The organism is Echinicola sediminis (assembly GCF_054777495.1).
The window spans coordinates 43,059-68,245 of record NZ_BAAHAP010000025.1; the positions used below are offsets into that span (position 1 = coordinate 43,059).

Genomic DNA, 25,187 nt, shown 5'->3' on the forward strand with positions numbered 1-25,187 from the left:
AAGCTTTCGGGACTAGGCCATGGAGCATCCCGTGCAGTGGTCGGGACAGGTCCTTCAAATTGAGTAAATTCGTTTTGGATTACAATCAGTTTATCTCAATTTGATTTTGTGACATTTGCTGTAGGCTAAACCTGTCCCAAAACCGAATGCTCCAAAGGCCTTCAGAAGGATTTCTGTTAAGCATTTTGTTCTACTAATGACTCCTTCAAATCACTGATAGTCAGGTGATTTAATGGGTTTTGTTGATTGAAAAGAGCAAATAGTTATTTGTAGTAAATTGTGAATAGTATATGATTCGCCTACTATGAGAACCTATCGGTTTATCATAGTGGGCGAATCACTCATTTCAAGCTTCAGTATTCCACCTTTTATAAGCTCTTTTTGAGGAAAACGCCATGTGTTCAGTTTTTTTCCGTTTATGGCCGCAGAACGGATATATTTGTTTTCCCTGGAAGCATTTTCTGCTTTGATGACAAAGGTTTTGCCCCCATAGTAGTTGTCGCTCAGATGGAGGGTTACCTTTTCGAATCGGGGACTTCCCAATTCATAATAAGGACTTGATGAAGCTCCCCCATCCATCTGAAACAGCCCTAATGTGCTCATGACATACCAGGCACTCATTTGGCCCTGGTCCTCATCACCCGGGTAGGCATCCCTTGGTCCCATGCCGTAGTACTTCTCCTGAATGGCCCTGGTCCATTTTTGGGTAAGCCAAGGAGCATCTGCATAGTTGAATAAGTAGGAAGACTGCATATTGGGCTGATTGCCGTGATTAATGGGATATTTGGAAAAGTTGTCTCCCAAAGCATTGAAGTTTACTTTTTGGGATTCCTCCATCGCCTCGTTTAAGCGGGTGATGAAGCGTTCTTTTCCAATGCCTTCCACTAATCCGTGGACATTATGCGGGACAAACCAACTGAATTGCCATGCGTTTCCTTCCACAAACCCGGGGGTGTGATAGGGATCATAAGGTTCCACCCATGTGCCGTCGGAATTTTTAGGCCTCATAAACCCGGTGTTCTTGTCAAAGATATTACGCCAGTTGTCTGAACGGTTCATAAACGTTTTATAATCCTCCTCTTTTCCCAAGGTCTTGGCTGCCTGCGCCAGGCACCAGTCGTCAAAGGCATATTCCAGGGTGTTGGATATATAGCTCTGATAGACTTTTGTTTGCCTGGGTACATACCCGTATTTCAAGTAATCTTCGAGGCTTTCATTTCCCACACGTCCTCCGCCAGGGTGTGAGGCCTGAGGAAGTTCGGTCTGTGCTTTGTACATGGCTTGATAGGCTTTTTCGAAATCAAAATCTCTGATTCCTGCATTCCAGGCCCCTACAATCCAGGGAATGCCATGTTCAGCAACCATGACACTGGTATATTCTCCCGCGAAAATACCTTTTGATAACCATCCTCCCTTATCATAAAATTCGATTAAACTTTTCGCCTGCATGGAAGAAAATTCAGGCGCAATGAGCTGGAAGAGCTGCTGGACATTCCAGAAGGTGTTCCAGAATTCCCCGGAGCAAAGCCTTTGATTTGGGTCCTGAAAGGTCTGGATATTTTCGTTCATGTCTACCCATTGGCCATTTACATCTCCCCAAGCCACCCTGCCGGACAATGCACGGTAAAGGTTGGTGTAAAATTTCACTTTTTGTAAATAGTCGCTGGATTCTATCTCTATCCTTCCCAAATAGTCATTCCAGTGATTTTTTTGGTTCTGAATCACCTTTTCAAAATCCCAATCAAAAGGTTCGGTGATTTCTTTTCCCAGATTCAGCCAGGCATTTTCAATACTCACCATGGAGATAGCACTTCTTACCAAGATGGTATCGTTTTTCTCGGTTTTAAAGTTGATAAAGGCTCCGGTAGATCCAGAACCTGAAATTTCCTGCACGTCCTGTACAATGGATTGGAAGGTGCTGCCATGGCCCAATTTTTCGAAGCTGTCCGCTTTGTCCAGCCATCCGCCCATACTTTCGAAAGGCTTGTTGAACTCGAGGACAAAATAGAGTTTATAATCCTGGCTAAGGACGTATCCTGTTTTGTCACAAATATGATGGACATAGCCTTCTATCTTCTGGTCTCCGACACGGGTTATTTTTGTTTCTGCATTTTTATAAGCGTATTCAGCGTTTGGAAAAGCATCAATCAAAACTCGGGAAGATTCCGATTTGGGAAAAATATACCGCTGCAAACCGGCCCTTGTCGTGGCAGTGAGGTCTACATGAATATTGTAATCTGTTAAGTCTACACTGTACTGGCCGATTTCCGCTTTTTCAGTTGGTTTATTGATTCGGGAACGGTAACCAAGGTCAGGGTGGTGCTCAGGCCCCGGTTGGGTTTGTAAGTTGCCAGTTGTAGGCATCATCAGAAAGCCAGCTACAGTCCATTCCTGGCTGTGATTGAATCCAGAGAGGTTTTCGATCTGGTATTCATAACCGGCTTTCCATACGGAGGCTTCATTGTTTGGACTTAGCTGTACCATAGGCATAGGGAGTCTTGGGCCTGGAGTAATCATCCAGCGGGAACCACTGGTGCCCATAAATTGGTCCACATAATCAGCAGGCGTCACTAAAGGCTGAGGGTGGCGTTCCAATTGGGATTCGTGATGAAGTTTTCCATCTATAAATACCTGAACAGAGGACATGGTTTTCTTATCGACCGCGGGGAATTCAAATTCCAGAATGGAATGCCCTTCTTCCAAAAGCAAATCCTTTTTTATCCCATCGACGATGGCCCGGGCAGCTGTTTTTTTACCTGTGTGACGGATTTCCACCTGAAGGGGAAGGCTGGTACCTGTTTCAGTTTTGAGTTCCTTTTCGGCAAACTGGACAGCGTGAATCAAGGTTTTGCCCGGTGCTTTTATTTTAAGCTCCTTTGGTCCATAGAAATTAATGGCGTCGAAGGTAGACCAGTTACCGGTCATGTTTTGAAAGGTCACTTCATTGATGCCTTTTTTTAAAATGGAAACAGGCATTGTAAATGAAATCTGCTGTGGGCTTTCTTGCACATTTTCGGGTGACTGTGATAATCCCTTCTCTAGTTGGTGGTCAAAGTTTTTTCCGTTTACCGTGCATCGGAACAGAGGTGCTTGAATGGAATTGACCGCCAGAATATCGATATGGACGGTGCAGCTACCAGATAGTGGAAGTTCGGTTATATTGAAATAGATAGGCAACTGACTCAAAGCCAGCCCTGCCCAATAGCCATAACCAGCAAATCCATCTTTTGGACCGGGCAGTAGGTAGGGAAAGTCTTGCTCAGGCGATGACTCACCCACTACATAATAGCGGGCTGAGCCTCCAAAGCCCTCCGGTACAAAATCCTGGAAATGATTTGGAGAGAGGGCAAATTCAAGGGATGAACTGTCCTTCAGTCCGATATTCCAAAGCAGTTGTTGATCAGAAGTCTGGGCGATGGCCTTAATGGCAAATGTGCTGATAAAAAGGAGAAGTATATTGTAGAAAAATTGTTTCATTAGATTTATGGTAAAGGTGATAGGTCCCAATGGAACCAATTAGGTTGAATCATTTCAAATATAGTTCAAAATGAATCAAATGTACCTATGTTTATACATTTTAAAATTGTTTTACTATATCATAGGCCTTTAATGGGTTTGCAGGTGAAAAAATCGCTTTTCGTAGCATTACTAATGCAATTACATTACCTTGTACATGTTTTTTAAAATTTAATATTTTGATGATTTTTTTATTATGACCAAAACGGGACATTAAAAATGGATTATGTTAAGTGCAATCACCAATAAAGAACTCCTTTTGAGAATTTCGGAATCTGCCGATAAGAAGGCCTTCGGTGAACTTTTTAGAAGATATCATTCCAAACTGGTTTCTTTTGCACTTTGTTATTTGTCCAGTTATGAGGAGGCAGAAGATGCGGTTTCGGAAGTTTTTATAAAGCTGCTGAAAAAGCATTCCACTTTGAAGAACATTGAAAACTTTGAAGGCTATATCTATTTTTCGGTTAAGAACCAGTGTCTGAACCAACTCAAGAAGGACCTGAGAAAACACCAACTTTTCACTCCCATAGATTTTGAAGATGTCAAAACCGGTGAGTATACCCAGCCTTTAGAGGAGCTGTTGACCAAAGAACTTAGAACTGTCATTACTGAAATTGTGGAGAAATTGCCACACAAAAGAAAGCTCGTGTTCAAAATGATCAAAGATGAGGGCTTGAAAATCAGTGAAGTGGCCAAGTTGTTGGACATAGCGGACAAGACCGTGAAAAAGCATCTGGAACTGGCCGTTAAGGATCTGAGGCTGGGGATCACGGATTATCTCTCTTCCAAGGACGAAGCGACCAAAATCATCCCGCTCAACAGAAAAGCCAATATGGTCTGGCTGGCCTTATTCCTCACCGAAGTGAGGATTGGGGAGGGTGTTTGATTTTAAAGGCTTAAGATAGGGAGTCCACGAATCCACCACGGCGGACAAGTTTACACGGATTTACACGAATTTTTTTGAGACCTTGAAATTCTCAATAAAGTGTTCTACTAGCAGAAAAGCGGCTAATGTATTTTTTGCTCTATATGAAGTCATGGGGCCAAACGTTCTTATGAACAATAGCCTGAACAAAATCCGTCTAGGATTATGTAAACGTGTAGGTTAATCCGCCTTGCAGGTATTGGGCGTTAAGAAATTAAAGAAGTGGGCAAGCAAGAAGGCAGGCTTGTTTGACGAAATGCTGATCAAAAAGGTGATTGGCAGCTTAGCAGGAGGAGTTTGCCTGCATGAGGGAGGGCTTTAATTTTAGGCAAATACATGCATAGCGGCGGGGTTTTTTGGTTACTTTTTTGACCTGAAGCAAAAAAGTAACAAAGTATGAATTGATTATTATGGTGATATTTTGCTAACACAATCAAATCCGGTATTCAATATAAATCATATAGAGAAAATTTTTCAAAAAAACTTCACTACCCATTACGCCTTTTCCTTTTTAGGATTGTCTTTATAATGTGAGCACAGATGAAAACCATATTGACAAGCTATTGACGGACTGGCTTTCTGGCAATGCCAGCGAGGAGGAAAAGGAAAGCATCAAGCAATGGGCTGCGGATAGTGAGCAGAACCTGGCCTTGTTGGAAACTTTACAAAAGGCTTGGGCTGAGAAAAGCCCTGAACCTGTCTTGGTAAATGCAGATGAAAAAATCAACACGATTTGGGAAGCAGGTATGGGGGAAAAGGCCCGCGTAATCTCCCCATGGAAAGCCATTTGGAAGTATGCTGCGGCCATTCTGATCCTGATCGGCGTTTCCGGCAGTCTTTACTATTATCTCCATTCTTCCGAAACCTTACCCACAGAAATCATTCAGGCAACTTATGTAATAAGGGAAAATCCATCCGGGCAAAAAACAAAACTGTTCCTGCCTGATGGCTCGGTGGCCTATATGAACAGTGCCTCCCAGATAAAATTCCGGGAAGGATTCTCCGGAAATGAAAGGAGGGTGCTGCTAAGCGGAGAGGCCTATTTTGAAGTGGTGAAAAATAAAGAAAAACCCTTTGTGGTGGAAAGCCAAGGGCTGGAAACCGTTGCCTTGGGCACAGCTTTTAATGTGAATGCCTATGAAGGCCAAGACGAATTGAGCGTGTCCCTGATAGAAGGGAAAGTGGAGGTCCGGCAGATAGGGCAATCCAATAAGCGCTTGATATTAAATCCCGGAAGGGAGGCGAACTTGGTGCAATCCACCAACCACTTTCAAGAAAGGCCTTTTGACCCGCTGGAGGTGATCGGATGGAAAGAGGGCAAACTCAGCTTTAGAAATGCCAGCTTTGATCAGGTAAAGTTAAAACTTGAAAGGTGGTTTGGGGTGCAGATCGATGTGCATGGTGAGATCCCTAAAGATTGGCATTTGACCACGGTGTACGATGGTCAGACATTGAAGAATATATTAACCGATTTACAATACGCTAAACACTTTACTTATGAGATAAAAGAAGACAGCATAAACATCCAATTCTAAAAAAACAGAATCAGCAGGATGGCGCCCCGCTGATTCTGGGCCGGTTTAACCAAAGGTTTGGTCGCTTATTGGTTAAACCTATCAAAATACTAGTCAGTACTTTAACAACCCAAAATTATGGAAAAAAAACCTTTACTACTAATTCTGAAAATGACAAAATATACCCTATATGGTTTTTTGTTTCAGATGCTACTATTAAACGTGGTACTCGCCCACAAAATTGAAGCCCAAAAAATCGATGAAGTTTATGTGAGTGTTTCCTTTGAAAAGGAAAAGTTGATCAATGTGCTCAAGGAAATCGAGAGGCAATCAGATTTTCATTTTACGTTACAAGAGAAGGAAAATTACTTGAGGGAGAGGATCTCAGTTGATTATTCCAAGGTGTCTGTTGAAAAGCTATTATTAGACATCAGCCGACAGACAGGGCTGAGCTTTCAACAGGTCAATAATAATATTTCCCTTCGGAAATTTAGGCCTGAGAGCTCCAAAAAGTCCCTTGAACCGATCCGATTAGAAATAATTGGGAAAGTTTTGTCTGGTGGGGATGGTATGCCACTACCGGGGGTAACAGTGAAGGTAAAGGGAACTCAAACTGGATCAATAACCGACATAGAGGGGAGATACCATGTAAAAGCGGACCCTTACGACACCTTGCTGTTTTCATTTATAGGCTTTGAGACACATAGTGAGCCTATTGAAAATAGGGTGGAGATTAATGTGACCTTGGAAGAGTCAGCTTTGGGGATGAAGGAGGTGGTGGTTACCGCCCTTGGGATCAAAAAGGACAAGGCCAAACTTGGTTATGCTATCCAAGAAGTAAAAGGAGATGTGTTGACCAAAGCTAGAGATGCCAATGCCATGGGAAGTCTCACAGGCAGGGTCGCTGGTTTACAAATTTCAAACACCCCTGATTTATTTGGAGATCCTAAAATAAGGTTAAGAGGCAAACAACCTCTAATAGTAGTGGATGGTGTCCCTATTAATTCAGATTCATGGAACCTCAGCCCAGACGATATTGAATCAATTTCTGTCCTAAAAGGTCCAACAGCAGCAGCCTTATACGGATCAAGGGGACGTGATGGTGCTATACAGATAACCACAAAACGAGGAGCTTCGAATGGTAATCCATTTACAGTAGAAATTAATTCCAGTACCCAATTCCAAAATGGTTTCATTGCTATTCCTGATGTTCAGCATGTATATGGACCAGGAAACTATGGGAAATACGCATTCGGTGATGGCCCACGAGGTGAAGGCGGAATAAATTATTACGATTATAACATCTGGGGGCCTAAATTAAATGGCCAACTTATTCCTCAATGGGATTCACCAATAGATCCAGAAACGGGTAAAAGAATTGCTACTCCCTTTTTACCTAAAGGAAAAGACAACCTGACCAACTTTATGAGAGAAGGATTACTCAACACCAATAACGTAACCGTAGCTTCCAACCATGACAAAGGAAATATCCGTTTTTCTTTATCGAACACTTACCAAAAAGGTTTGGTGCCCAATACCGATTTAAAGACCTATAACTTTAATCTATCCGGTTTACAGAAGCTGGGTGAAAAAGTTTGGGTTGATGCCAACATCAATTATAACAGGCAGGAAACCGACAATTACCCCAACGTAAACTACGGTCCAAGAAGTTTTATTTATAATCTTTTAATCTGGCAGGGATCCCATTATGATGTAAGAGACTTACAAGACTATTGGCTTCCAGGACAAGAAGGAATCCAACAAAAAAATGTCGAATACTTCCAATACAACAACCCGTACTTTGTTGCCTACGAACAGACTAGAGGATATTACAAGGATGACATGTATGGCTACTTAAGGTTAAATTTTGACATTACGGAAAATTTAAAAGCCCATATAAGAAACTATACTAGTTTCACCTACCTCAACCGCCAAAACAAGTATCCACTTTCAACGATGGAATACAGACCATGGACTTATGTTGGTGGCTTTGAGGAGACTTATGACAAATATTTAGAGAATAATATAGATTTTCTTATCAGTTACCAAAAGCAGCTTTCCCAGAACTTTGAAATCAGTGCTACTGGAGGAAGTAACTTTAGGTATTTAAATTCGGAAAATTTATATGCAAGAACTGATGGTGGACTTAATGTTCCAGGGGTATATACCCTTCAAAATTCTGTTCTTCCTTTCTCCCCTACCAACTTTAAAAGCCATAAACAGGTATTAAGTTTCTATGGAACATTAGATTTAAACTACAAGTCGTTCTTATTTCTAGGAATGACAGGAAGGTGGGATAAATCCAGTTCTTTGCCAATAAGTAAGAATGCATATTTCTATCCTTCCATTTCAGGGAGTGTGCTTGTCAGTGAGATGATCAAACTGCCTAACCTGATCAGTATGGTGAAAGTAAGGGGCGCATATGCCAGCGTTGGTAGTGATCTTCCATTGTACAGTTACACCCCATTATATTCCCAAGGCTCGAAATGGAATGGTATGACACCATTACGTTTTACGGGTACTTTATATGATGCAAACCTTATAGAGCCTCCATTCAGTAATTCCTTTGAATGGGGAGCAGAATTTGGCTTTTTAAACAACAGAATATACTTGGATATTGCCAAGTTCAACACTGTTGATGGTCCCCAAGTATTTTCCCTACCCATATCAGAAGCCTCAGGGTTTGATCAACGCCAAGTGAGTGGCAGGGAGTTCGAACGTAAGGGATGGGAAGTTTCTTTGAACCTTGACTTGATCAAGAAAAAGAATTTTTCATGGAGCACGGCCATCAACTGGGCCACCATGCGGGAGTATCTCAAATCCGTGTATGGAGAGGAAGAAAAGCTTGGATATATCAAGGTTGGTGAACGTACCGACCAGTATTGGGGAACAGCATTTGAAAAATCACCTCAGGGAGAAGTGGTTTATAACGATAATGGATTTCCCAAAAATGATCCATATGCAAGATTCTTGGGATACATAAGGCCTGATTGGTTTGGAGGAATTACCAATACCTTCAGATATAAAAACATGACACTTTCGGCTTCTCTGGACGGGAGAGTAGGAGGAACCATATTTAACAATATAGAATATAATTTGTGGCGGTCAGGACGTCACCCAGACTCTGTAACTCCTGAGAGGGAAGACGCAGTTGAGAGAGGAGAAAAGACGATGGTTGGGCCTGGCGTTATAGTGACAGGTGGAGAAATCAACTATGATGGTGAAGGAAATATTATATCTGACACCAGGGAGTTTGCTCCTAATACCACTGCTTTATTTTACCAGGATTGGGCTAGAAGTTTCTATCCCAAAACAGAGAATATGGTCATGAAAAAGGCCTTCCTAAAACTAAGAGAAGTTGTGTTTACCTATTCAGTGCCAGCGCCATTGTTAAAAAGAACGCCTTTGCAAAGAGCAGATATTTCCTTAATCGGGAGGAACTTATTCTATTGGGCCAGTACTCCATTTGTTGATTTAGACCAATATACCAACGATGAGTCGGGCTCTAACTTACAAACTCCTTCAGTTAGAAGCTACGGGTTTAATATCAATGCCACTTTCTAATTCCAGACCATTATGAAATACATAAAATCATATATACTACTTATCTCAGTTATACTGATATGGGGATGCGAATCCTGGGATGATTTGCAGGTTAATCCCAATGCCCCTTCACAAGCTACGCCTTCAACCATATTCACAGGAATATTGGTGGATCTTGACCCTGTCGCCTGGGACTACACCATGCGCCACAATCAGTTCTTTTGTATAAATGAATCTTATTATGGCAACCAAAATTTTCTTTGGACTAGAACTTCCTTAAAATACGACGTCATACGAAATATTGAGAAGATGGAAGAGGAGACCCTAAGACTAAGTGGTCCGACATTAAACCCTTATCTTGGCTTGGCAAAATTCCTCAAAGCCTACTTCCTTATTGACATGACCAGACGGGTTGGAGATATTCCGCTATCAGAGGCCCTGAAAGCTGATGAAGGAATCTTCACACCAAAATACGATTCTCAAAAGCAAGTTTACCTTGAGGCACTAAATCTTTTGGAAAAGGCAAACGATGAAATTACTGAAATCCTAATTGATAATCCCAGCGCTACTGTAAACGGAGACATTTATTTAAATGGGTCCGTTCAGTCCTGGCAAAAAACAATTAATTCCTATACGTTAAGGGTATTGATCAGTTTAAGCCATAAAGAGAGCGATCCAGATTTAAAAATAAGTGAAAGATTTTCAGCAATTGTAAATTCACCTGAAAAATACCCCCTTATTTCATCTAATGATGAAAGCTTAAAGGCTACTTGGGTCGACAATAATCTCAACACTTATCCACTCTTCCGTCCCGGATCTGGCGCGGGAAATTCCCAGCAAAGATTTCCTATATCTATGACTTATTTGGATATACTAACTGAGTTAAAGGATCCAAGGACCTTTGTTGTCGCTTCTCCCACACCAGAATCTGCTAATAGTGGAAATCCTGATTATGCTACTGATTTTTCATCATACCGAGGAGCCAACCCTGGAGCTTTACAAGCTGATATTTATATCCAGTCTGTTGAAGGGCAGCTATCCTCCTTTAATCCTGATCATTTCTACTCTCCCACAGGGGAGCAAACGTTCCTTCTGAGTTGGGCCGAAACAGAATTCTCAATCGCTGAGGCGATAAATAGAGGATGGATACCCGGAGATGCATCGCAACATTATCAAAGGGGCATTAGGGCAAGTATGTTACATTATGGAATACCTGAATCAAAAATTCAGGACTTTCTAAACAGTGAAAAGGTAGCTTATACTGGAGATAATCAAGAAGGTTTAACGCAAATTCTCCTGCAAAAATATGTCGCCTTTTTCCAAAACTCGGGATGGGAAGCATTTTACAATCAAAGAAGAACAGGAGTTCCCTCTTTTAAAGTGGGACCTGCTAATGAAAATGGAAATAAAATTCCTAAAAGATGGATGTACCCATTAAATGAGTTTCAGGTAAATGAACAAAACGTCTCCGATGCGATTAACAGACAATATAATGGATCTGATGATATCAACGCTGAGATGTGGTTAATAAAGTAAAAAACAGCCTCCTCTTTTGATTAAGAGGGGGCTATTATGACCATCAATTTCAATTCCATGAAAAAAAAGAAACTATTTATTTACATCCTTACAATTCTCTTAATAAACTTGGCATTTTATTCAAATGCCCAAACTTCTAGAGTAATAGTAGTGGGCTTTGACGGATTAGGATCATATGCTATTCCAAAAGCACACACGCCAACCATAGATTCACTCCTACAAAAAGGAGCTTATTCCTTAAAGACAAGAGCTGTACTACCAACATCTTCTGGGGTAAATTGGGCCTCTCATTTAATGGGAGCTGGACCGGAAGTACACGGCTACACCACATGGTATAGCAAAGAACCTGAAATAGCATCAGCGGACACCACGGAATTCGGCATGTTTCCTACCATTTTTTATCTATTGGATAAAACCTATCCAAATGCATACAAAGGTGCTGTTTATTCATGGAAGGGGCTTAACTCTTATTTTGAGGAGGAATTGACCGATTTCAGTGTGCACTGTGAGGGAGATAGCCTGACTACTGAAACGGCAATCCAAATTTGGACAAAAAACTCTCCCCAGTTTATGTTGGTGCATTTTGATGATATCGATCATGTAGGGCATGATATCGGCCACGCAACCCCTGAAATATACCGTCAGATTGAAAAGAATGATCAGTATCTCAATAAAATTTTATCCACCATCAGAAAGCTGGACCAGAAGGATGAAACAACGGTGATTTTGATCTCAGACCATGGTGGAATTGATGCAACCCATGGTGGCAAGTCGCCTGAAGAGGTGTTTGTACCCTGGGTGATTTCAGGACCAGGAATTAAAGAAAACTATAACATTAAAGGCCTGGTAATTAATTATGACACTTCTCCCACAATTGCAAAAATTTTAAATTTAACTATTCCCGATAGTTGGAGAGGTAGTTCAATTGATGAGGTATTTAAATAGCCCGTTTTTAAAAGTTTCAGAATAGGCAATGTAAGAGATGAGGTTTGTTTATTGGTGAGGAAGCGAGAATAGAGAGGATAGCTATCTTGAAGTGAAGTTTGAAGCCTCATCCAATGCAAGGAGGGAGGAAGCTTTAAACGTGTGCTGGAATGGATCTTCATGATAATACAACTATTTGGAACTCCGGACCGGGAATGGCCGGGCCAGAGTATTCCTTTCCTTATTTTCTGAAAAAAAGTAAGGCTGAGTAACCGGAGGTTGATTGCCAGTTTCAACCAAGGCCGGAATAATCAATTTGTAACAAGTCGAAAAAAATACACTCCTTGCATTTGAATATGATGGGTGTTAGGAGAAGAGAAAAAACTACAAGCAGTAATAAGCTGGCATGTTACATGGCCATAAGTTTATGGATATGCTGTTTTGTCCATCTATCCACATTCGCGCAGGGAGTGGAAGAATCAGCTGGCAGAAGGGAAGCATGGACTGAGCTTTATCTGTTCAAAGAGGTTTCACCGAAGTTTTCCGCTTTTGCCCTGTTTAATTCCTTGTTTCAGAAGGGAGTCGGTTCTTATGATAATTTTGTAGAGCTAGGGATGAAAACCACCTTTTCGCCCCATTTTTATCTGGAAGGTTATTTTAGACATGAAAGATATTGGGAAGAGGGGAGATGGTTGGTGGAGAACAGGCCTCAGCTGCGGTTTGGGACTAAGCTAAAAATTGGAAATTGGTCGCTTAGAAACCGGCTACGGTTTGAATACAGGATGTTGCCCGAGTCAGTCAAAAAAATCCGATACCGTACAGATTTTAGGTTTATTCCTCCCGAGTCGGTTAAGTTTTTGGGCTTTAGACCATTTTGTACAAGCGAGGTTTTTGTTTCCAAGGGCAAATTGGGAAGGACCAGAAATTACCTGGGTGTTTTTATGGCAGGGAACAGGCGTTTTGTCCCATGGTTGTACCTGGCCCATCAGGGGGATGAAGAACAGGGAGAGTGGAATTCCACTTATGTGTTTGGCGGGATGCTTTCGATAAAATTAAAGTGACCTGCTTCCTGGATACGGAGTGTGGTCAGCTCTCTGTACTATCAAGTTTGGTTAAATAATCTATGCTGAAGTTTTCCTGAAAATCTCCATTCCTATTTCTTTGACCAGTACAGTGCTTCCACTGTAGCCTTATTTTGATGTAATTGCCACAAACCCTCCTATTTACAACGACATTTTTTGCTGCCCATTCCAAACACTTTTTAAGAATATTTTAATTACCTTACACAATCCCTAAGTAAAAAAAGAAATAAAAGTGGGGACCTGGTAATAGTTTCCAGTGAAAATTGTCCTTTTATAAGGATGTTTGGAATACAGCTATAGCTTTTAAACCTAAAATAATCCTTTCATGAAAATCCAGGAGTTCAGTCCGAGCAATGAACAGGTCAATGATCTGTGGGAGCAGTTGATCCGGGGTGAAAAGCGTGGACTTGAAGGGATTTATAGGGTTTTTTCTAAAGAATTGTTTCTGTATGGTGTTTCCATTTTTGAGGACCAGGATTTTGTGCAGGATTGTATTCAGGATGTTTTTATAGAATTGTGGAAGTACCACAAAAACCTGCAGAGGGCGGATAATGTAAAGGTGTACCTGTTCAAGGCCCTGTCCTATAAAATGTTCAGGGAATCCAAGAAAAAGTCAAAACGATCCCAGGAAAGTTTGGATACGCTGTCTGAGCAGGTACTGGTGTCTCCTTCGATAGAGTCCCAGCTGATCGCCAGACAGGTGGAAGAAAGCCTACGGCATAAGATTGCCGGTCTGATGCAGAAGCTGCCGGAAAGGCAAAAAGAAGTGATTTATTACCTGTTTTTCGAAAACCTGTCCTATGAAGAGGTGTCCAAGATCATGGGGATCAATATCAAGTCGGTCTACACCCTGGCCTGGAAGGCCATTTCGGCCTTGAAGAAAAAGGTAGGGAAATTGATGGTGTGGATTATTCTTTTTATGTCTTTTTGATCAGTCCCGGAGTAGGCGGGAAAGGTTTTAAAAGTTGACGGTCAACGGACGACTGTCCACTGAGATTAAAGGTGCATAGGCGCAATTAAATAAGGATCAAACCTAGGGCGTAATTCGTACATTATCTTGGGTAGACTTCTCAATTGAAATCTATGGGTTTTGGCGGCAAGTGGTATGCTCTATTGCTATTAATCCGGCCAAAACATGAGCCTTTAGGGTACTTTAGCCTGGGGCTCCACCCCAGGCTAATATAAATTTGCCCCTTTGGGGCGGGCCCTCTCTCCACTGACTCTCAGGCTACAAGGAAAAATTATTTGTGTAGAACTCAGAGAAATCTACTTATGTCATTCCACTCCTTTACATTCAAAAAAATATTGACTTCGAATAGTTTTTAAATCGTTGTAAGTCAGGTATTTGATGGATTTTATTTAAGTTTTCTAAAAAAAAACTCCTTTAGGAAGGATAACTTTTGCTGGCTTGTGACACCTATAGATGAAAAGGAATTGTAATGAGTAAATCAAAATATACCATAGAGGATTTTGTTCTGGATACCGAATTCAAAAAATGGGTCCTGAAGCCGGATAATTATACCAATTCTCTTTGGCGTGATTTTTTGGAAAAATACCCGAATAAAAGTGAAGATATAAAGGCTGCCCGGGTTATTGTTCTCAACATGGCTTTTCGGTCAAAAGCTGTTTCAGAGGAAAGATTAGAGCAGACTTGGGAAAATATAGATAGGCAGGTTGGGAGTATTAAAACGGTTGAGGGTAAGGTGGTTCCCATAAATCAGGAGAGTGTGTTGAAAAGAACGAAGCAAAACAAGCATTTTTATGAGCACATCGGCTTTCTGTACAGGGTAGCGGCGGTGTTGATGCTTTCGTTGCTGATCGCTTTTATTGCTGCACGCCTAACCATGCATGAAGAAAAAGCCCTGCCCATTGTTGTCCAGAAAGAAGTCAAAGAGTACGTCGCACCTTTGGGTGTGAAATCCAACTTAATACTCAGTGACGGAAGTAGGGTAATCCTAAACTCCAATAGTAGCATCCGTTTTATAGAGGGCTTTGAGGATGATAAAAGGGTTATTGAGCTAAAGGGGGAGGCATTTTTTGATGTCGCGGAAGACAAAACCAGACCATTTATTGTAAATGCTGCCAACACCTCAACAAAAGCCTTGGGGACTTCTTTCAATATATCCGCTTATAAAAACGAGGATACTAGAATTTCACTGGTGACCGGAGTGGTAGAAGTGGAAGTGGAAGAAGAAAACATCCCGGGCCTAAGGCTGATTCCGGGGGAGGCCGTGAGCGTGGGGCAAGCGGAAAACCCTGTTAAGTATTTATTCAAAGAAGCGGAGGTCCTTTCTTGGACCAGAAAGACCATTTTCTTCGAAGATACCCCTATCAAAGAGGTGGTCAGGGTGCTTGAAAACTGGTACGGGGTTCATGTGGAATTAGCCAATGAGCCTTCTGAAAACTTTGGACTTTCCGGTGTCTTCAAAAATAAGAGCCTTGAAGACGTATTGGAAGGAATGCAGTATTCGGCAAGGATAGATTACGAAATCAAGGATAAAGATGTAACGATAACCTTTAAACAATAAGCCTATGAAAAAGATATAGGCCATAAGTGCTCCAACACTTATGACCTAATGAGTTTTCGGAATATGAAACGGCTATTTCACCATTCCGAAGTACGTTTATTCGACAATTGACATTACCCAATAAACATTTAAATATATGAAAAATAACCTACTAAAGCATGTGATTCACATGACCAAATTATTCATGTATGCATTTATCATCCAATGCTTTTCCATGAGCATGATCCTGGCTAAGGATGGGAATGCACAAATAAAAAACATTGAAGATATCCCTGTTTCCATTACTATTGATAACCTGGATGTCAAGTCTGCCTTCCTAAAGATAGAGAAGGCCACGGATTATAACTTTGTGTTTGCAGACAGGGAGCTGAAGGATTTGCCCCGGGTCACCCTAAGCAGCCAAGGAGGATCCCTGTACGAGGTACTGACAGAGATCGCCCGTCAAACCAACCTTTCTTTTAAACAGGTGGATGACAATATTCATGTAAAGCAAAAGGAGGTCCTTTCCCTTCCGCAGGAACAGGAGCTCGTAATACAAATAACCGGAACCGTTACAGATGAAAATGGACAGCCTATTCCTGGAGCTACGATACAAGTGCAGGGTACGAGTAAAGGAACTGTTACAGACTTTAATGGAAATTACAGTCTTGATGTGGACGAAGGTTCAACGTTGATTTTTAGTTTTTTGGGTTACGAAAAATACGTAGTGGAGGTGGGCAATCAAACCAAGATTGATGTGTCCATGGTGCCGGACGCCCAATCATTGGATGAGGTGGTCGTTGTAGGATATGGTACCCAGAAAAAAGTAAATGTGATTGGTTCCGTTTCCCAAATTTCCTCCGAGAGTATTGAAAACCGCCCCGTTCCCAATGCTACTCAGGCCCTTGCCGGACAGATGCCTGGAGTTACAGTGATTCAACGCTCCGGACGCCCTGGTGAAAGCAGCGGTTCCATTCGTGTAAGGGGGGTAGGGTCTTTTGGAGCTACTCCCAATGCCCTTGTGATCATAGATGGTATCCCTGGTACATTGGACGATATCAACCCTAATGATATCAAGTCAGTTTCGGTCTTAAAAGACGCCTCCTCTGCAGCAATTTACGGAGCAAGAGCTGCAAATGGTGTTATACTGGTTACCACAAAAAGTGGCAGTGAAAGCAAGTTGACGGTTAATTATAATGGCTATGTGGGCTTCAATGAAGCGACAGAATTGCCAGATTTGGCCAATTCTTGGGAATATGCAGCGCTCTATAATATTGCATCGGGAAGTAATAGCTACACTGAGGAGGATATTGAGAAATACCGTAACCAATCTGATCCGGATAATTATCCCAATACTCGTTTTCTGGATGAACTGTTTTCCAGAAAAGGCGTTCAGACGGGGCATACGGTCAGCCTCAACGGCGGTGGGGATATTCATAAATACTTTCTTTCTGCTGGATACCTTGGGCAACAGGGGATCATTGAGCGGAACAATTATAACCGGTACAACATTCGGTTGAACCTGGAAAGTGATCTCGGCAAAAGCCTCACCATGACAACAAGGTTGTTTGGTGCCTTTGAGGAGCGGAATGAGCCTCAGGCCACAGCCAATAAAGGAGGAGAGCTTTCAGATCAGTTGATCCAAAATGCGCTGCGTTATCCGGCGGTCTATTTGGGCCAGGCATCAAATGGAGATTTTGGCATTGGTCCTGAAAGTGGTGGTACCCCCGTCTCCTGGTTACAGTCTGCCTCTTACCTTAAAAACCCTGACTCTAGGATGGGCGTCAATATTAGGTTGGCTTGGACCCCGGTGAAGGGGCTGGTCTTAACAGGCATAGGCGGTTATAATTTTACCTTGTTAGAACAGCGTTCGTATTTGGCATCACAAAGACTTAATGATGATGTGTATCTTGCTCAGTCCTATTTGAACCAATACAGCAATAAACAGGTCTATAAAACCAGCCAGCTCTTAGCAGAGTATACCAAAGAAATCAATAACGGTACACTGGACTTTTTGGTAGGCTACTCTTTTGAAAACCAAGTCCTCAATTACTTTAACGGTTACCGTCAGGATTTCCCGAGCAACGACTATACCGTGCTAGGAATGGGAGGTGCTGACAATCAGCTTTCGGGCGGATATGACGATGAGTGGGCGATACAGTCTTTGTTTTCCAGATTGAAATATAACCACAACGAAAAGTACCTGTTTGAGGCCACTGTCCGCTATGACGGCTCTTCCAGGTTTCCAGAAAGCAACAAGTATGCACTCTTCCCTTCCATGGCCTTAGGCTGGAGACTTTCAGAAGAAGACTTTTTCCAAAACGTCAATTGGATTTCCGACCTAAAGGTGAAAGCTTCATGGGGGGTATTGGGTAACCAGAATATCGGAAATTATCCTTACCAGCGGGTTTTGCAATCTGAAAGAAACTATCCCATTGGCGGGGGCATTGCCACTGGGGCGGCTTATTCTACTTATAAAGATGCCAACATCAAATGGGAATCTACCACTACCACGGATGTTGGATTTGAGGCAGGTTTTCTGGAAGGAAAACTCACCCTTAATGCCTCCTATTTCAATAGGGCCACTACGGATATTCTGTTCCAGCCCTCTGCTAGTGTTTCATCCGTTTTGGGTGTCAGCATGAGTGAAACCAATACTGGAGAAGCTAAAAACTCAGGTTTTGAATTTGATTTGGGCTATCGAAATAGAAGTGGCGACTTTGAATATTCTTTTGCGGGAAATTTTTCCCTGATCAATAATGAAGTGGTGACCCTGGGACTAGGTAATGTGGAACAGCCTAATGACTTCGTTGGCAATGGTTCCAATTTGTTTATTGGCTACCCCATGGAAATGTACTATGGGTACCAATCAGACGGCGTATTTCTTAATCAAGAGGACATAGGTAATTGGGCAGATCAGACTGCTGTGAATCCTAATCCCCAGGCGGGAGATATCAGGTACAAGGATATCAGTGGACCGGACGGAGTGCCGGATGGAAAGGTAGATCCCACCTATGACCGGACCTATTTGGGAAGTCGTATCCCAAAATATACTTTTGGGTTCAATTTTGGTCTAAACTATAAGAGCTTTGACTTTTCGGTCTTGATGCAAGGAGCGGCGGGTGTCAATGGACTCCTGAACAATTATGCCGGTTGGGCCTTTTTCAACTTGGGTAATATCCAGAGATGGCAGATGGAAGGAAGGTTTGACCCGGATAATCCAGAGCGTTACCCAGACTATCCTCGCTTGGAAGTAATCACCAATAGTGGTACACCAAACACGGTGCTTTCTGATTTTTGGGTAATGAATGCCGCTTACCTTCGGGTGAAAAACCTTCAACTTGGCTATACACTGCCACAGGCAACTGTGGAAAGAATAGGGCTTCAAAAAGCCCGACTCTATCTGAGTGGAGAGAACCTTCTTTCCTTCAACTCCTACAGGCAAGGGTGGGATCCCGAAATCAATACTTCAGGGGCCTATTATCCCATCTTGGCAACATATACTTTAGGTGTAAATATTAAATTTTAAGACCATGGAATTTCCCCAAATAATACATAAAAAAATCAAAGGTGTTTTTAAGTCACAGGTGATTTTAAGCCTTTTTCTACTCTTGATGTTTTCTTGTGAGGATAAACTTTCCCAGTATCCATCAGATGCATTTGCCCAGGAAAACTTTTGGAGAACGGAATCAGACGCATTGATAGCATTGACCGGTATGTACCGTGGTGCCATTGAGTTTGGTACCCAAGTAGTGCCCAGTGATTGGTGGACTTATTGTGGGATTGTGTTTTTGGAATTGGCAACGGACAATGGTTATGATCGGCGCGGAGATAATTCTACCATTAATAGGCTGACCAATGGAACCTTGCTTCCCAATAACAATGTCATCAACGGTTATTGGCAAGGATCTTATAAAAGAATTGCGATCTGTAACGATTTTCTGGAGAATATAACGTCTGTAAACATGTCAGCCGAAAAAATCCAACGCATGGCTGCCGAGGCAAAATTTTTACGGGCTACCCAATATTTCTACATGTCTCAGTTTTGGGGCGCTGTGCCTTTGGTGACATCGACCTTGACTCCTGAAGAGGCAAACAACGTAGTGAAAGCGGAGAAATCGGCAATTGTGCAATTCGTTATCGACGAGCTTACCGCTGCTGTGCAGGACCTACCTGCTTATGGGGAGCTTAGGGCATCAGAAATGGGAAGGGCCAGCAAGCAGGCTGCGTTGGCATTTTTGGGTAGGATATACCTTAGTGAGAAGAGGTTTGCGGAGGCCTCTGCTGCTTACAAGCAAATCATTGATTTGGGGGATAATGAAATTGACCCTGATTATCAATCTTTGTTTAACCCCAAAGGAGAGAATAGCACGGAAAACATCTTTAGCTCACAGTTTGCTCCGGGGCAGGCACCAAATGCTTTGCCGCAACATACCTATCCTGCTATTTCAGGCGGTTGGCATTTTGTCAATCCTTTGGGCAGCTTGACCGATGCGTATGGTTTTGATGATGGAAGTCCCCTTTCCTATGATGACCCCAGGTTCAATTATGATGATATGGGTGAAAACAGGGACCCAAGGTTCAGGTATAATTTCCTTTGGAACAACAGTACCTTTGGATCAAATGTCTATAACTGTCACCCAGATGCCACCAGCTCTGTGGACCAGCTGACTTACTCAAAGCAGGCTACCCGAAGCGGTTATGGTCTTAGAAAGTTTTTTGATGAATCCTTTACGGGCAACCTAAGGAATGATTATGGGGGAAACATCCCGATCATTCGCTATGCAGAAGTGTTGCTGAGTTACCTTGAAGCGGAATTGGAAGCAGGTAAGCCGATTACCCAAGAATTGCTGGATCTGACGATCAACGCGGTTCGTGGGCGAGCATCGGTCGGACTCCCTCCCATTCAAGAAACCAATGCGGAAGCCTTACGTCCGATACTGAGGAATGAAAGAAGAATAGAATTAGCTTTCGAAGGCATCCGTTTATGGGATATTTTTAGATGGGAGATTGGAGAGGAAGTGCTGGTTGGGGACTTTTGGGGAGCACCTTTCCCTGATTCAGAAAAGTATGCGACCACTTCCAAAAAGCTTGATCCGGATTTCAGGTGGTTTGTGACTTCCAAAAACTTCAGGCCCGGGGTAGATGACCATTGGCCCATTCCTGAGGCAGAGGTGAATATCAATCCTAATCTTGGACAGTAAGAAGTTTTTTGGATTTCATATGAAAAGAAGACATGCTGTTAAAGCTATTGCTTTAAGTTCCATTGTCCCACATGTTTTGCTGGGAGGAATGCCGGAGAAAAGGGGGAAAGTGATTCCTGTTGCTCTCTCCAATAAGAAAAGCTACGAAAGCCCTTGGCATTTCTGGCCTGACATGAAGTGGGTTGGGCCGGAGTTTTGGGGGAACAGGTTACAGGATTGGGAGATAAGGGATGGCAAAGCCACCTGTGTGGTACACGGCAATAATAGAACCCTATATACATTGTCCCATGAATTGGGAGATCAAACAGGTCATTTTGAGATCAGTGTTGCCCTGGAATGGTTAACAGGTGGAGCAAATTCAAGGGCGGGTGCCTATGTAGGTTTTCGGATAGGGGCGAAAGGGAAAATGGAGGACTATCGATCTGCCGCAGTATTTGGGCAAGGACTTGATGTTGGTGTCAGGGGAGATGGAAAGCTGTTTATTGGCGATAGGCAGGGGACGGAAAGCTTGCTATTAGACCAAACACTGAGGTTGAACTTAGCGGCCGAGCCAAAAGGAGGGTTTTATACTTTAAAATTGACTGTTTTCTCTGAAGAGGAAGAAATGCTGGCGGTGCATCAGGTTGAGGGGCTTGCTCCAGAGGCTGTATCAGGAGCTTTGGCCTTAGTATCTCATTTTCCTGATGACTCCAAGCAAGACAGTGAGAGACCATCTGTGGCGTTCTCTCATTGGGAATTAAAGGGACCAAAAGTCCTGCAGTTTGATAATCGGGAATTTGGGCCAATTTGTTTTGCGCAGTATACCTTGCATGAGAAGACGCTTAAATTGAATGCCCAGTTGACCCCAGTAGAAGCAATCTCAGGGCATAAGGTGTCCTTAAAAGTAAAAAACAAAGGAACATGGGAAACACTACAGGAAAGTACGGTGGATCCCATGGGAAGGGTGGCACAGTTTAGAGTAGAAAATTGGGAACATACCGAAGCGGTTTCCTATCAGGCTCATCTGGAGTTGCCTCTTTTAGAGCAAGTCAAGGTGTATACTTATGAGGGTACTATCGCTAGGGAACCTACAGATGTATCCCAAGTGAAAATGGCTGTTTTCAGCTGCAATGCAGATTATGGCTTTCCAGATGGGGAGGTAAGCGAGCACGTGTCCAAGCACCACGTGGACTTAGCTGTGTTCCTGGGTGATCAGTTTTATGAAAGTACGGGAGGTTTTGGGATACAAACCTCCCCTATAGAAAAAGCCTCCTTGGACTATCTCCGCAAGTGGTACATGTTTGGTTGGTCCTATCGAGATATATTCCGTCATATTCCCAGCGCCTTTATTCCAGATGACCATGATGTTTATCATGGAAATGTGTGGGGAGAAGGAGGTAAACATGCTCCCTCGGATGAGGGGTGGGGCTATGCAGCCCAAGATCAAGGCGGGTATAAAATGCCTCCGGCTTGGATAAATATGGTTCAAAGGACACAAACGGGGCATCTACCTGACCCTTATGATCCCAGTCCTGTCAAACAGGGGATTGGAACCTATTACACTGATTGGGTTTATGGAGGAATCAGCTTTGCGATTTTGGAGGATAGAAAGTTCAAGTCTGCCCCCAAAAATGTTCTCCCTGAAGATGCAAAAGTTACCAATGGTTTTATCCAAAATCGGGATTTTGATATAAAACAATACCATGATATTGAAGCACAGTTATTGGGAGAGAGACAGTTGGAATTTCTTGAAAACTGGACAGTAAATTGGCCCAAATCAGTACAGATGAAGGCAGTTTTGTCCCAAACCAACTTCTGTACCGTGGCCACCTTGCCTGAAGGGAGTATTATTGACAGTATTGTTCCCAAATTACCTATCCCAGCTCCAGGGGAATATGTATCAGGAGATGCCCCTACAACAGATATGGATTCTAATGGATGGCCTCAGAAAGGTAGAGATGAAGCCTTAAAGATAATCAGGAAATCCTTTGCCTTACACATTGCGGGTGACCAGCATTTGGCCAGTGTGGTGCATTATGGTGTAGATAATTTTGGCGATTGCGGTTATGCTTTTGCTGGACCAGCACTGAATAATCTTTTCCCCAGGAGATGGTGGCCTCCGTTGAGCGATAAGCATCAACCCCTGCCGGGAAAATCCAAGTATACCGGCAACTTTCATGATGGTTTCGGGAATAAGATGACCATACATGCCGTAGCCAACCCCTCCCAAAGTGGGAGAAAACCTGCCCTCATCTATGATCGGGCAACGGGATATGGGATAGTGACCTTTGATAAATCGGCCAGAACTATGACATTGGAATGTTGGCCTAGATATGTAGATCCCCAAAGAAATCCTGAAGGACAGTATGAGGGATGGCCTATTTTGGTTTCCCAAGATGATAATTACGCCAGAAAAGCCATAGGCTACCTTCCCTTACTGAAAATAGAAGGTAAAGCAGATCCCGTTTTGAAACTGGTTAATGAAGCCACTGGGCAGACCGAGTATTGCCTAAGGATCAAGGGGAATAGTTTTAGACCGAAGGTCTTTGAACAGGGGAGGTATACCGCTATAATTCAGGAGACGGAATCAGGTCAATCACAGACCTTAAAGGGCTTGGAACTGGCGGAGGATAAAGAAATATTCAGAACGGTTTCTTTCTGATGAATTATCATATCACTCGTAACCAATAATCAGCAGCAGATTGACTGTCTTGTTTGTCAATCTGCTGCTTGTTTGTTAAGGATACCTGCTTGATAAAGAACGGTCGGAGCTTTGTAAGAAGTCTTTAATTTTTCCGGGGACTGTAATCTTTTTACTAAGCCTACCCCAATTTCTCCTTAAAAAATGCGATTGTCCTTTCCCAGGCCAGTTTGGCAGCTTCCTCGTCATATCTTGGGGTGGTGTCGTTGTGGAAGCCATGGTTGGCATTGGGGTAGATATAGGCCTGATATTCTTTGTTGTGCTCTTTCAGCGCCTCCTCATAGGCCGGCCAGCCTTCATTGACCCGCTGGTCCAGTTCGCCATAATGGAGGAGCAAGGGGGCATTGATCTGGGGGACCAGCTCCAGGGGTGGCTGTCCACCATAAAAGGGAACGGCCGCTTTCAGTTCAGGGACTTTGACGGCCATCATATTGGAGATCCATCCGCCAAAGCAAAAACCGACTACGCCTACATTTCCCGTGCAGCCATCATGGTTTTTTAAATAGTCAAAGGCTGCGATAAAGTCTTCCAGCATTTCATCCCGGTCGCGCTGACGCTGGAGGGCCCTTCCGTCATCGTCATTGCCCGGATAGCCTCCCAAAGGGGAAAGGGCATCGGGGGAGATGCTGATAAAGCCGGCCATCGCCGCCCTTCTGCCAACATCTGCAATATGGGGATTGAGGCCCCTATTTTCATGGACCACCACGATGCCCGGAAGTTTTCCTTTGGCATCCTTGGGACGGGAAAGTTGGGCTTTGATCTCTCCGCCTCCTTTAGGGGAAGGGTAGCTGATGGTTTCGGTAGTGAGCTTTTCATTCTGGGCAGGGACTTGAATTTTGTCCTGATAGTTGGGCATAAGAAAGCTGGTAAGGGCTGTAAGGCTGATGCCGCCTACTGCATAAAGGGACAGCTTTTCCATAAAATCCCTTCGGTCCAACTTATTGTGGGCGTAGGCGTCGTAAAGGTCGAAGACTTCCTGCTTGATGTCCTTTTTAGTGAGTTTTTTCATGGTGGTTATGCTTTGGGAAAAGAATTCTTGCTATAAGTTAGGGGAAGGGGCAACGAATTACACGAATTTTCACTGATTTTTTGATGGTTTTTTTCGGCCATCCCTCTGACTGTGCCCCGCACAATCGTGGGGAGTGATAAGGATTGCATCCTTCGACGTTTGCTCAGGTTAAAAACCCGGACAAGCGTTGGGTTGGAATAAGTTTCTTCCTAGCAATGAAGGTTAAAAGCTCAATACTCAATACTTATATCTAATTACTGAAACCAGAAAAGTGTGCAGTATTGTCCACAGCTAAATACAGATGAACACGGATTGATTGTTTTGATTGATCATTTCTTGATAACATCCGTGTTTATCCTTTTTATCCGTGGAAAAGCCTAATGCCCTAAAAATTGAATGCTTATACGGCTTAGTTGTCCCGCTGATCCCGACATCTGTCGGGACGCGGGACGTACATAGTTGAACCCTTGGCTCCTTACAATGATATTTTATTTCACTAAATTTCAAATGGGCTTATTCTAAGAAAAAAAGTAGAAGAGAGTTGGGGATGGCAAATCCCCGGTATTTAAAGGTCCGGATTGCAAATCCGGACCAGCACACTCAATACTCAATACTCAATACTTTCAAAAAAAACGTCAATTTTTATAAGGTTTGCTCAAGTCCATCTCAATTTTCCGTCCAGCCACATCGGGATCAATATATTCCTTCAGCTGCCGGATAGAAATGACCTCATAATTATTTTCAGAC

13 protein-coding genes are annotated in these 25,187 nt (G+C 42.9%); 11 read left to right on the forward strand and 2 right to left on the reverse strand.

Annotation, left to right across the window (positions count from 1 at the left end):
* Positions 1–312 precede the first annotated feature (312 nt).
* The gene (locus ACYVAA_RS08720) at positions 313–3,477 is read right to left on the reverse strand and encodes a GH92 family glycosyl hydrolase (protein WP_460540597.1); all 3,165 of its coding nucleotides are present in this window, start codon (positions 3,475–3,477) and stop codon (positions 313–315) included.
* A 265-nt stretch (positions 3,478–3,742) separates the two neighbouring features.
* Between ACYVAA_RS08720 and ACYVAA_RS08725 the strand changes: the two genes are divergently transcribed.
* The 11 genes from ACYVAA_RS08725 (at position 3,743) to ACYVAA_RS08775 (ending at position 23,392) form a co-directional block, all read left to right on the forward strand.
* Positions 3,743–4,402, forward strand: a complete 660-nt coding sequence (locus ACYVAA_RS08725; protein ID WP_460540599.1) for a sigma-70 family RNA polymerase sigma factor — start codon at positions 3,743–3,745, stop codon at positions 4,400–4,402.
* 569 nt (positions 4,403–4,971) lie between these two features.
* Positions 4,972–5,976: a FecR family protein gene (locus ACYVAA_RS08730; protein WP_460540601.1), complete on the forward strand. Its 1,005-nt coding sequence runs from the start codon at positions 4,972–4,974 to the stop codon at positions 5,974–5,976.
* A 150-nt stretch (positions 5,977–6,126) separates the two neighbouring features.
* Positions 6,127–9,519: a SusC/RagA family TonB-linked outer membrane protein gene (locus ACYVAA_RS08735; protein WP_460540603.1), complete on the forward strand. Its 3,393-nt coding sequence runs from the start codon at positions 6,127–6,129 to the stop codon at positions 9,517–9,519.
* A 12-nt stretch (positions 9,520–9,531) separates the two neighbouring features.
* Positions 9,532–11,034: a RagB/SusD family nutrient uptake outer membrane protein gene (locus ACYVAA_RS08740; protein WP_460540605.1), complete on the forward strand. Its 1,503-nt coding sequence runs from the start codon at positions 9,532–9,534 to the stop codon at positions 11,032–11,034.
* Between the two features lie 57 nt (positions 11,035–11,091).
* Positions 11,092–11,979 (forward strand): alkaline phosphatase, encoded by an 888-nt coding sequence (locus ACYVAA_RS08745; RefSeq protein WP_460540607.1) that lies wholly within the window; start codon positions 11,092–11,094, stop codon positions 11,977–11,979.
* A 392-nt stretch (positions 11,980–12,371) separates the two neighbouring features.
* Positions 12,372–13,019 (forward strand): DUF2490 domain-containing protein, encoded by a 648-nt coding sequence (locus ACYVAA_RS08750; RefSeq protein WP_460540609.1) that lies wholly within the window; start codon positions 12,372–12,374, stop codon positions 13,017–13,019.
* Positions 13,020–13,365: 346 nt separating this feature from the next.
* Entirely contained in the window at positions 13,366–13,971 is a 606-nt protein-coding gene (locus ACYVAA_RS08755; protein WP_460540612.1) for an RNA polymerase sigma factor, read from the forward strand.
* A 508-nt stretch (positions 13,972–14,479) separates the two neighbouring features.
* Positions 14,480–15,568 (forward strand): FecR family protein, encoded by a 1,089-nt coding sequence (locus tag ACYVAA_RS08760; protein WP_460540614.1) that lies wholly within the window; start codon positions 14,480–14,482, stop codon positions 15,566–15,568.
* A gap of 136 nt (positions 15,569–15,704) precedes the next feature.
* On the forward strand, positions 15,705–19,076 hold the full coding sequence (locus ACYVAA_RS08765) for a SusC/RagA family TonB-linked outer membrane protein (RefSeq protein WP_460540616.1): 3,372 nt from the start codon (positions 15,705–15,707) through the stop codon (positions 19,074–19,076).
* A 4-nt stretch (positions 19,077–19,080) separates the two neighbouring features.
* Entirely contained in the window at positions 19,081–20,751 is a 1,671-nt protein-coding gene (locus tag ACYVAA_RS08770) for a RagB/SusD family nutrient uptake outer membrane protein (protein ID WP_460540618.1), read from the forward strand.
* 19 nt (positions 20,752–20,770) lie between these two features.
* Complete coding sequence (locus ACYVAA_RS08775; protein WP_460540620.1) at positions 20,771–23,392, forward strand: alkaline phosphatase D family protein; 2,622 nt, start codon at positions 20,771–20,773, stop codon at positions 23,390–23,392.
* Between the two features lie 160 nt (positions 23,393–23,552).
* Here the strand turns inward: ACYVAA_RS08775 and ACYVAA_RS08780 are convergent, their stop codons facing one another.
* Entirely contained in the window at positions 23,553–24,440 is an 888-nt protein-coding gene (locus ACYVAA_RS08780; protein WP_460540623.1) for a dienelactone hydrolase family protein, read from the reverse strand.
* Positions 24,441–25,187 lie beyond the last annotated feature (747 nt).

What these genes read in the sequence shown, in the direction of transcription:
- ACYVAA_RS08720 (WP_460540597.1), bottom strand. Translation starts at nt 3,477, where the DNA reads ATGAAACAATTTTTCTACAATATACTTCTCCTTTTTATCAGCACATTT.
- ACYVAA_RS08725 (WP_460540599.1), top strand. Translation starts at nt 3,743, where the DNA reads ATGTTAAGTGCAATCACCAATAAAGAACTCCTTTTGAGAATTTCGGAA.
- ACYVAA_RS08735 (WP_460540603.1), top strand. Translation starts at nt 6,127, where the DNA reads ATGACAAAATATACCCTATATGGTTTTTTGTTTCAGATGCTACTATTA.
- ACYVAA_RS08740 (WP_460540605.1), top strand. Translation starts at nt 9,532, where the DNA reads ATGAAATACATAAAATCATATATACTACTTATCTCAGTTATACTGATA.
- ACYVAA_RS08745 (WP_460540607.1), top strand. Translation starts at nt 11,092, where the DNA reads ATGAAAAAAAAGAAACTATTTATTTACATCCTTACAATTCTCTTAATA.
- ACYVAA_RS08750 (WP_460540609.1), top strand. Translation starts at nt 12,372, where the DNA reads ATGGCCATAAGTTTATGGATATGCTGTTTTGTCCATCTATCCACATTC.
- ACYVAA_RS08755 (WP_460540612.1), top strand. Translation starts at nt 13,366, where the DNA reads ATGAAAATCCAGGAGTTCAGTCCGAGCAATGAACAGGTCAATGATCTG.
- ACYVAA_RS08760 (WP_460540614.1), top strand. Translation starts at nt 14,480, where the DNA reads ATGAGTAAATCAAAATATACCATAGAGGATTTTGTTCTGGATACCGAA.
- ACYVAA_RS08765 (WP_460540616.1), top strand. Translation starts at nt 15,705, where the DNA reads ATGAAAAATAACCTACTAAAGCATGTGATTCACATGACCAAATTATTC.
- ACYVAA_RS08770 (WP_460540618.1), top strand. Translation starts at nt 19,081, where the DNA reads ATGGAATTTCCCCAAATAATACATAAAAAAATCAAAGGTGTTTTTAAG.
- ACYVAA_RS08775 (WP_460540620.1), top strand. Translation starts at nt 20,771, where the DNA reads ATGAAAAGAAGACATGCTGTTAAAGCTATTGCTTTAAGTTCCATTGTC.
- ACYVAA_RS08780 (WP_460540623.1), bottom strand. Translation starts at nt 24,440, where the DNA reads ATGAAAAAACTCACTAAAAAGGACATCAAGCAGGAAGTCTTCGACCTT.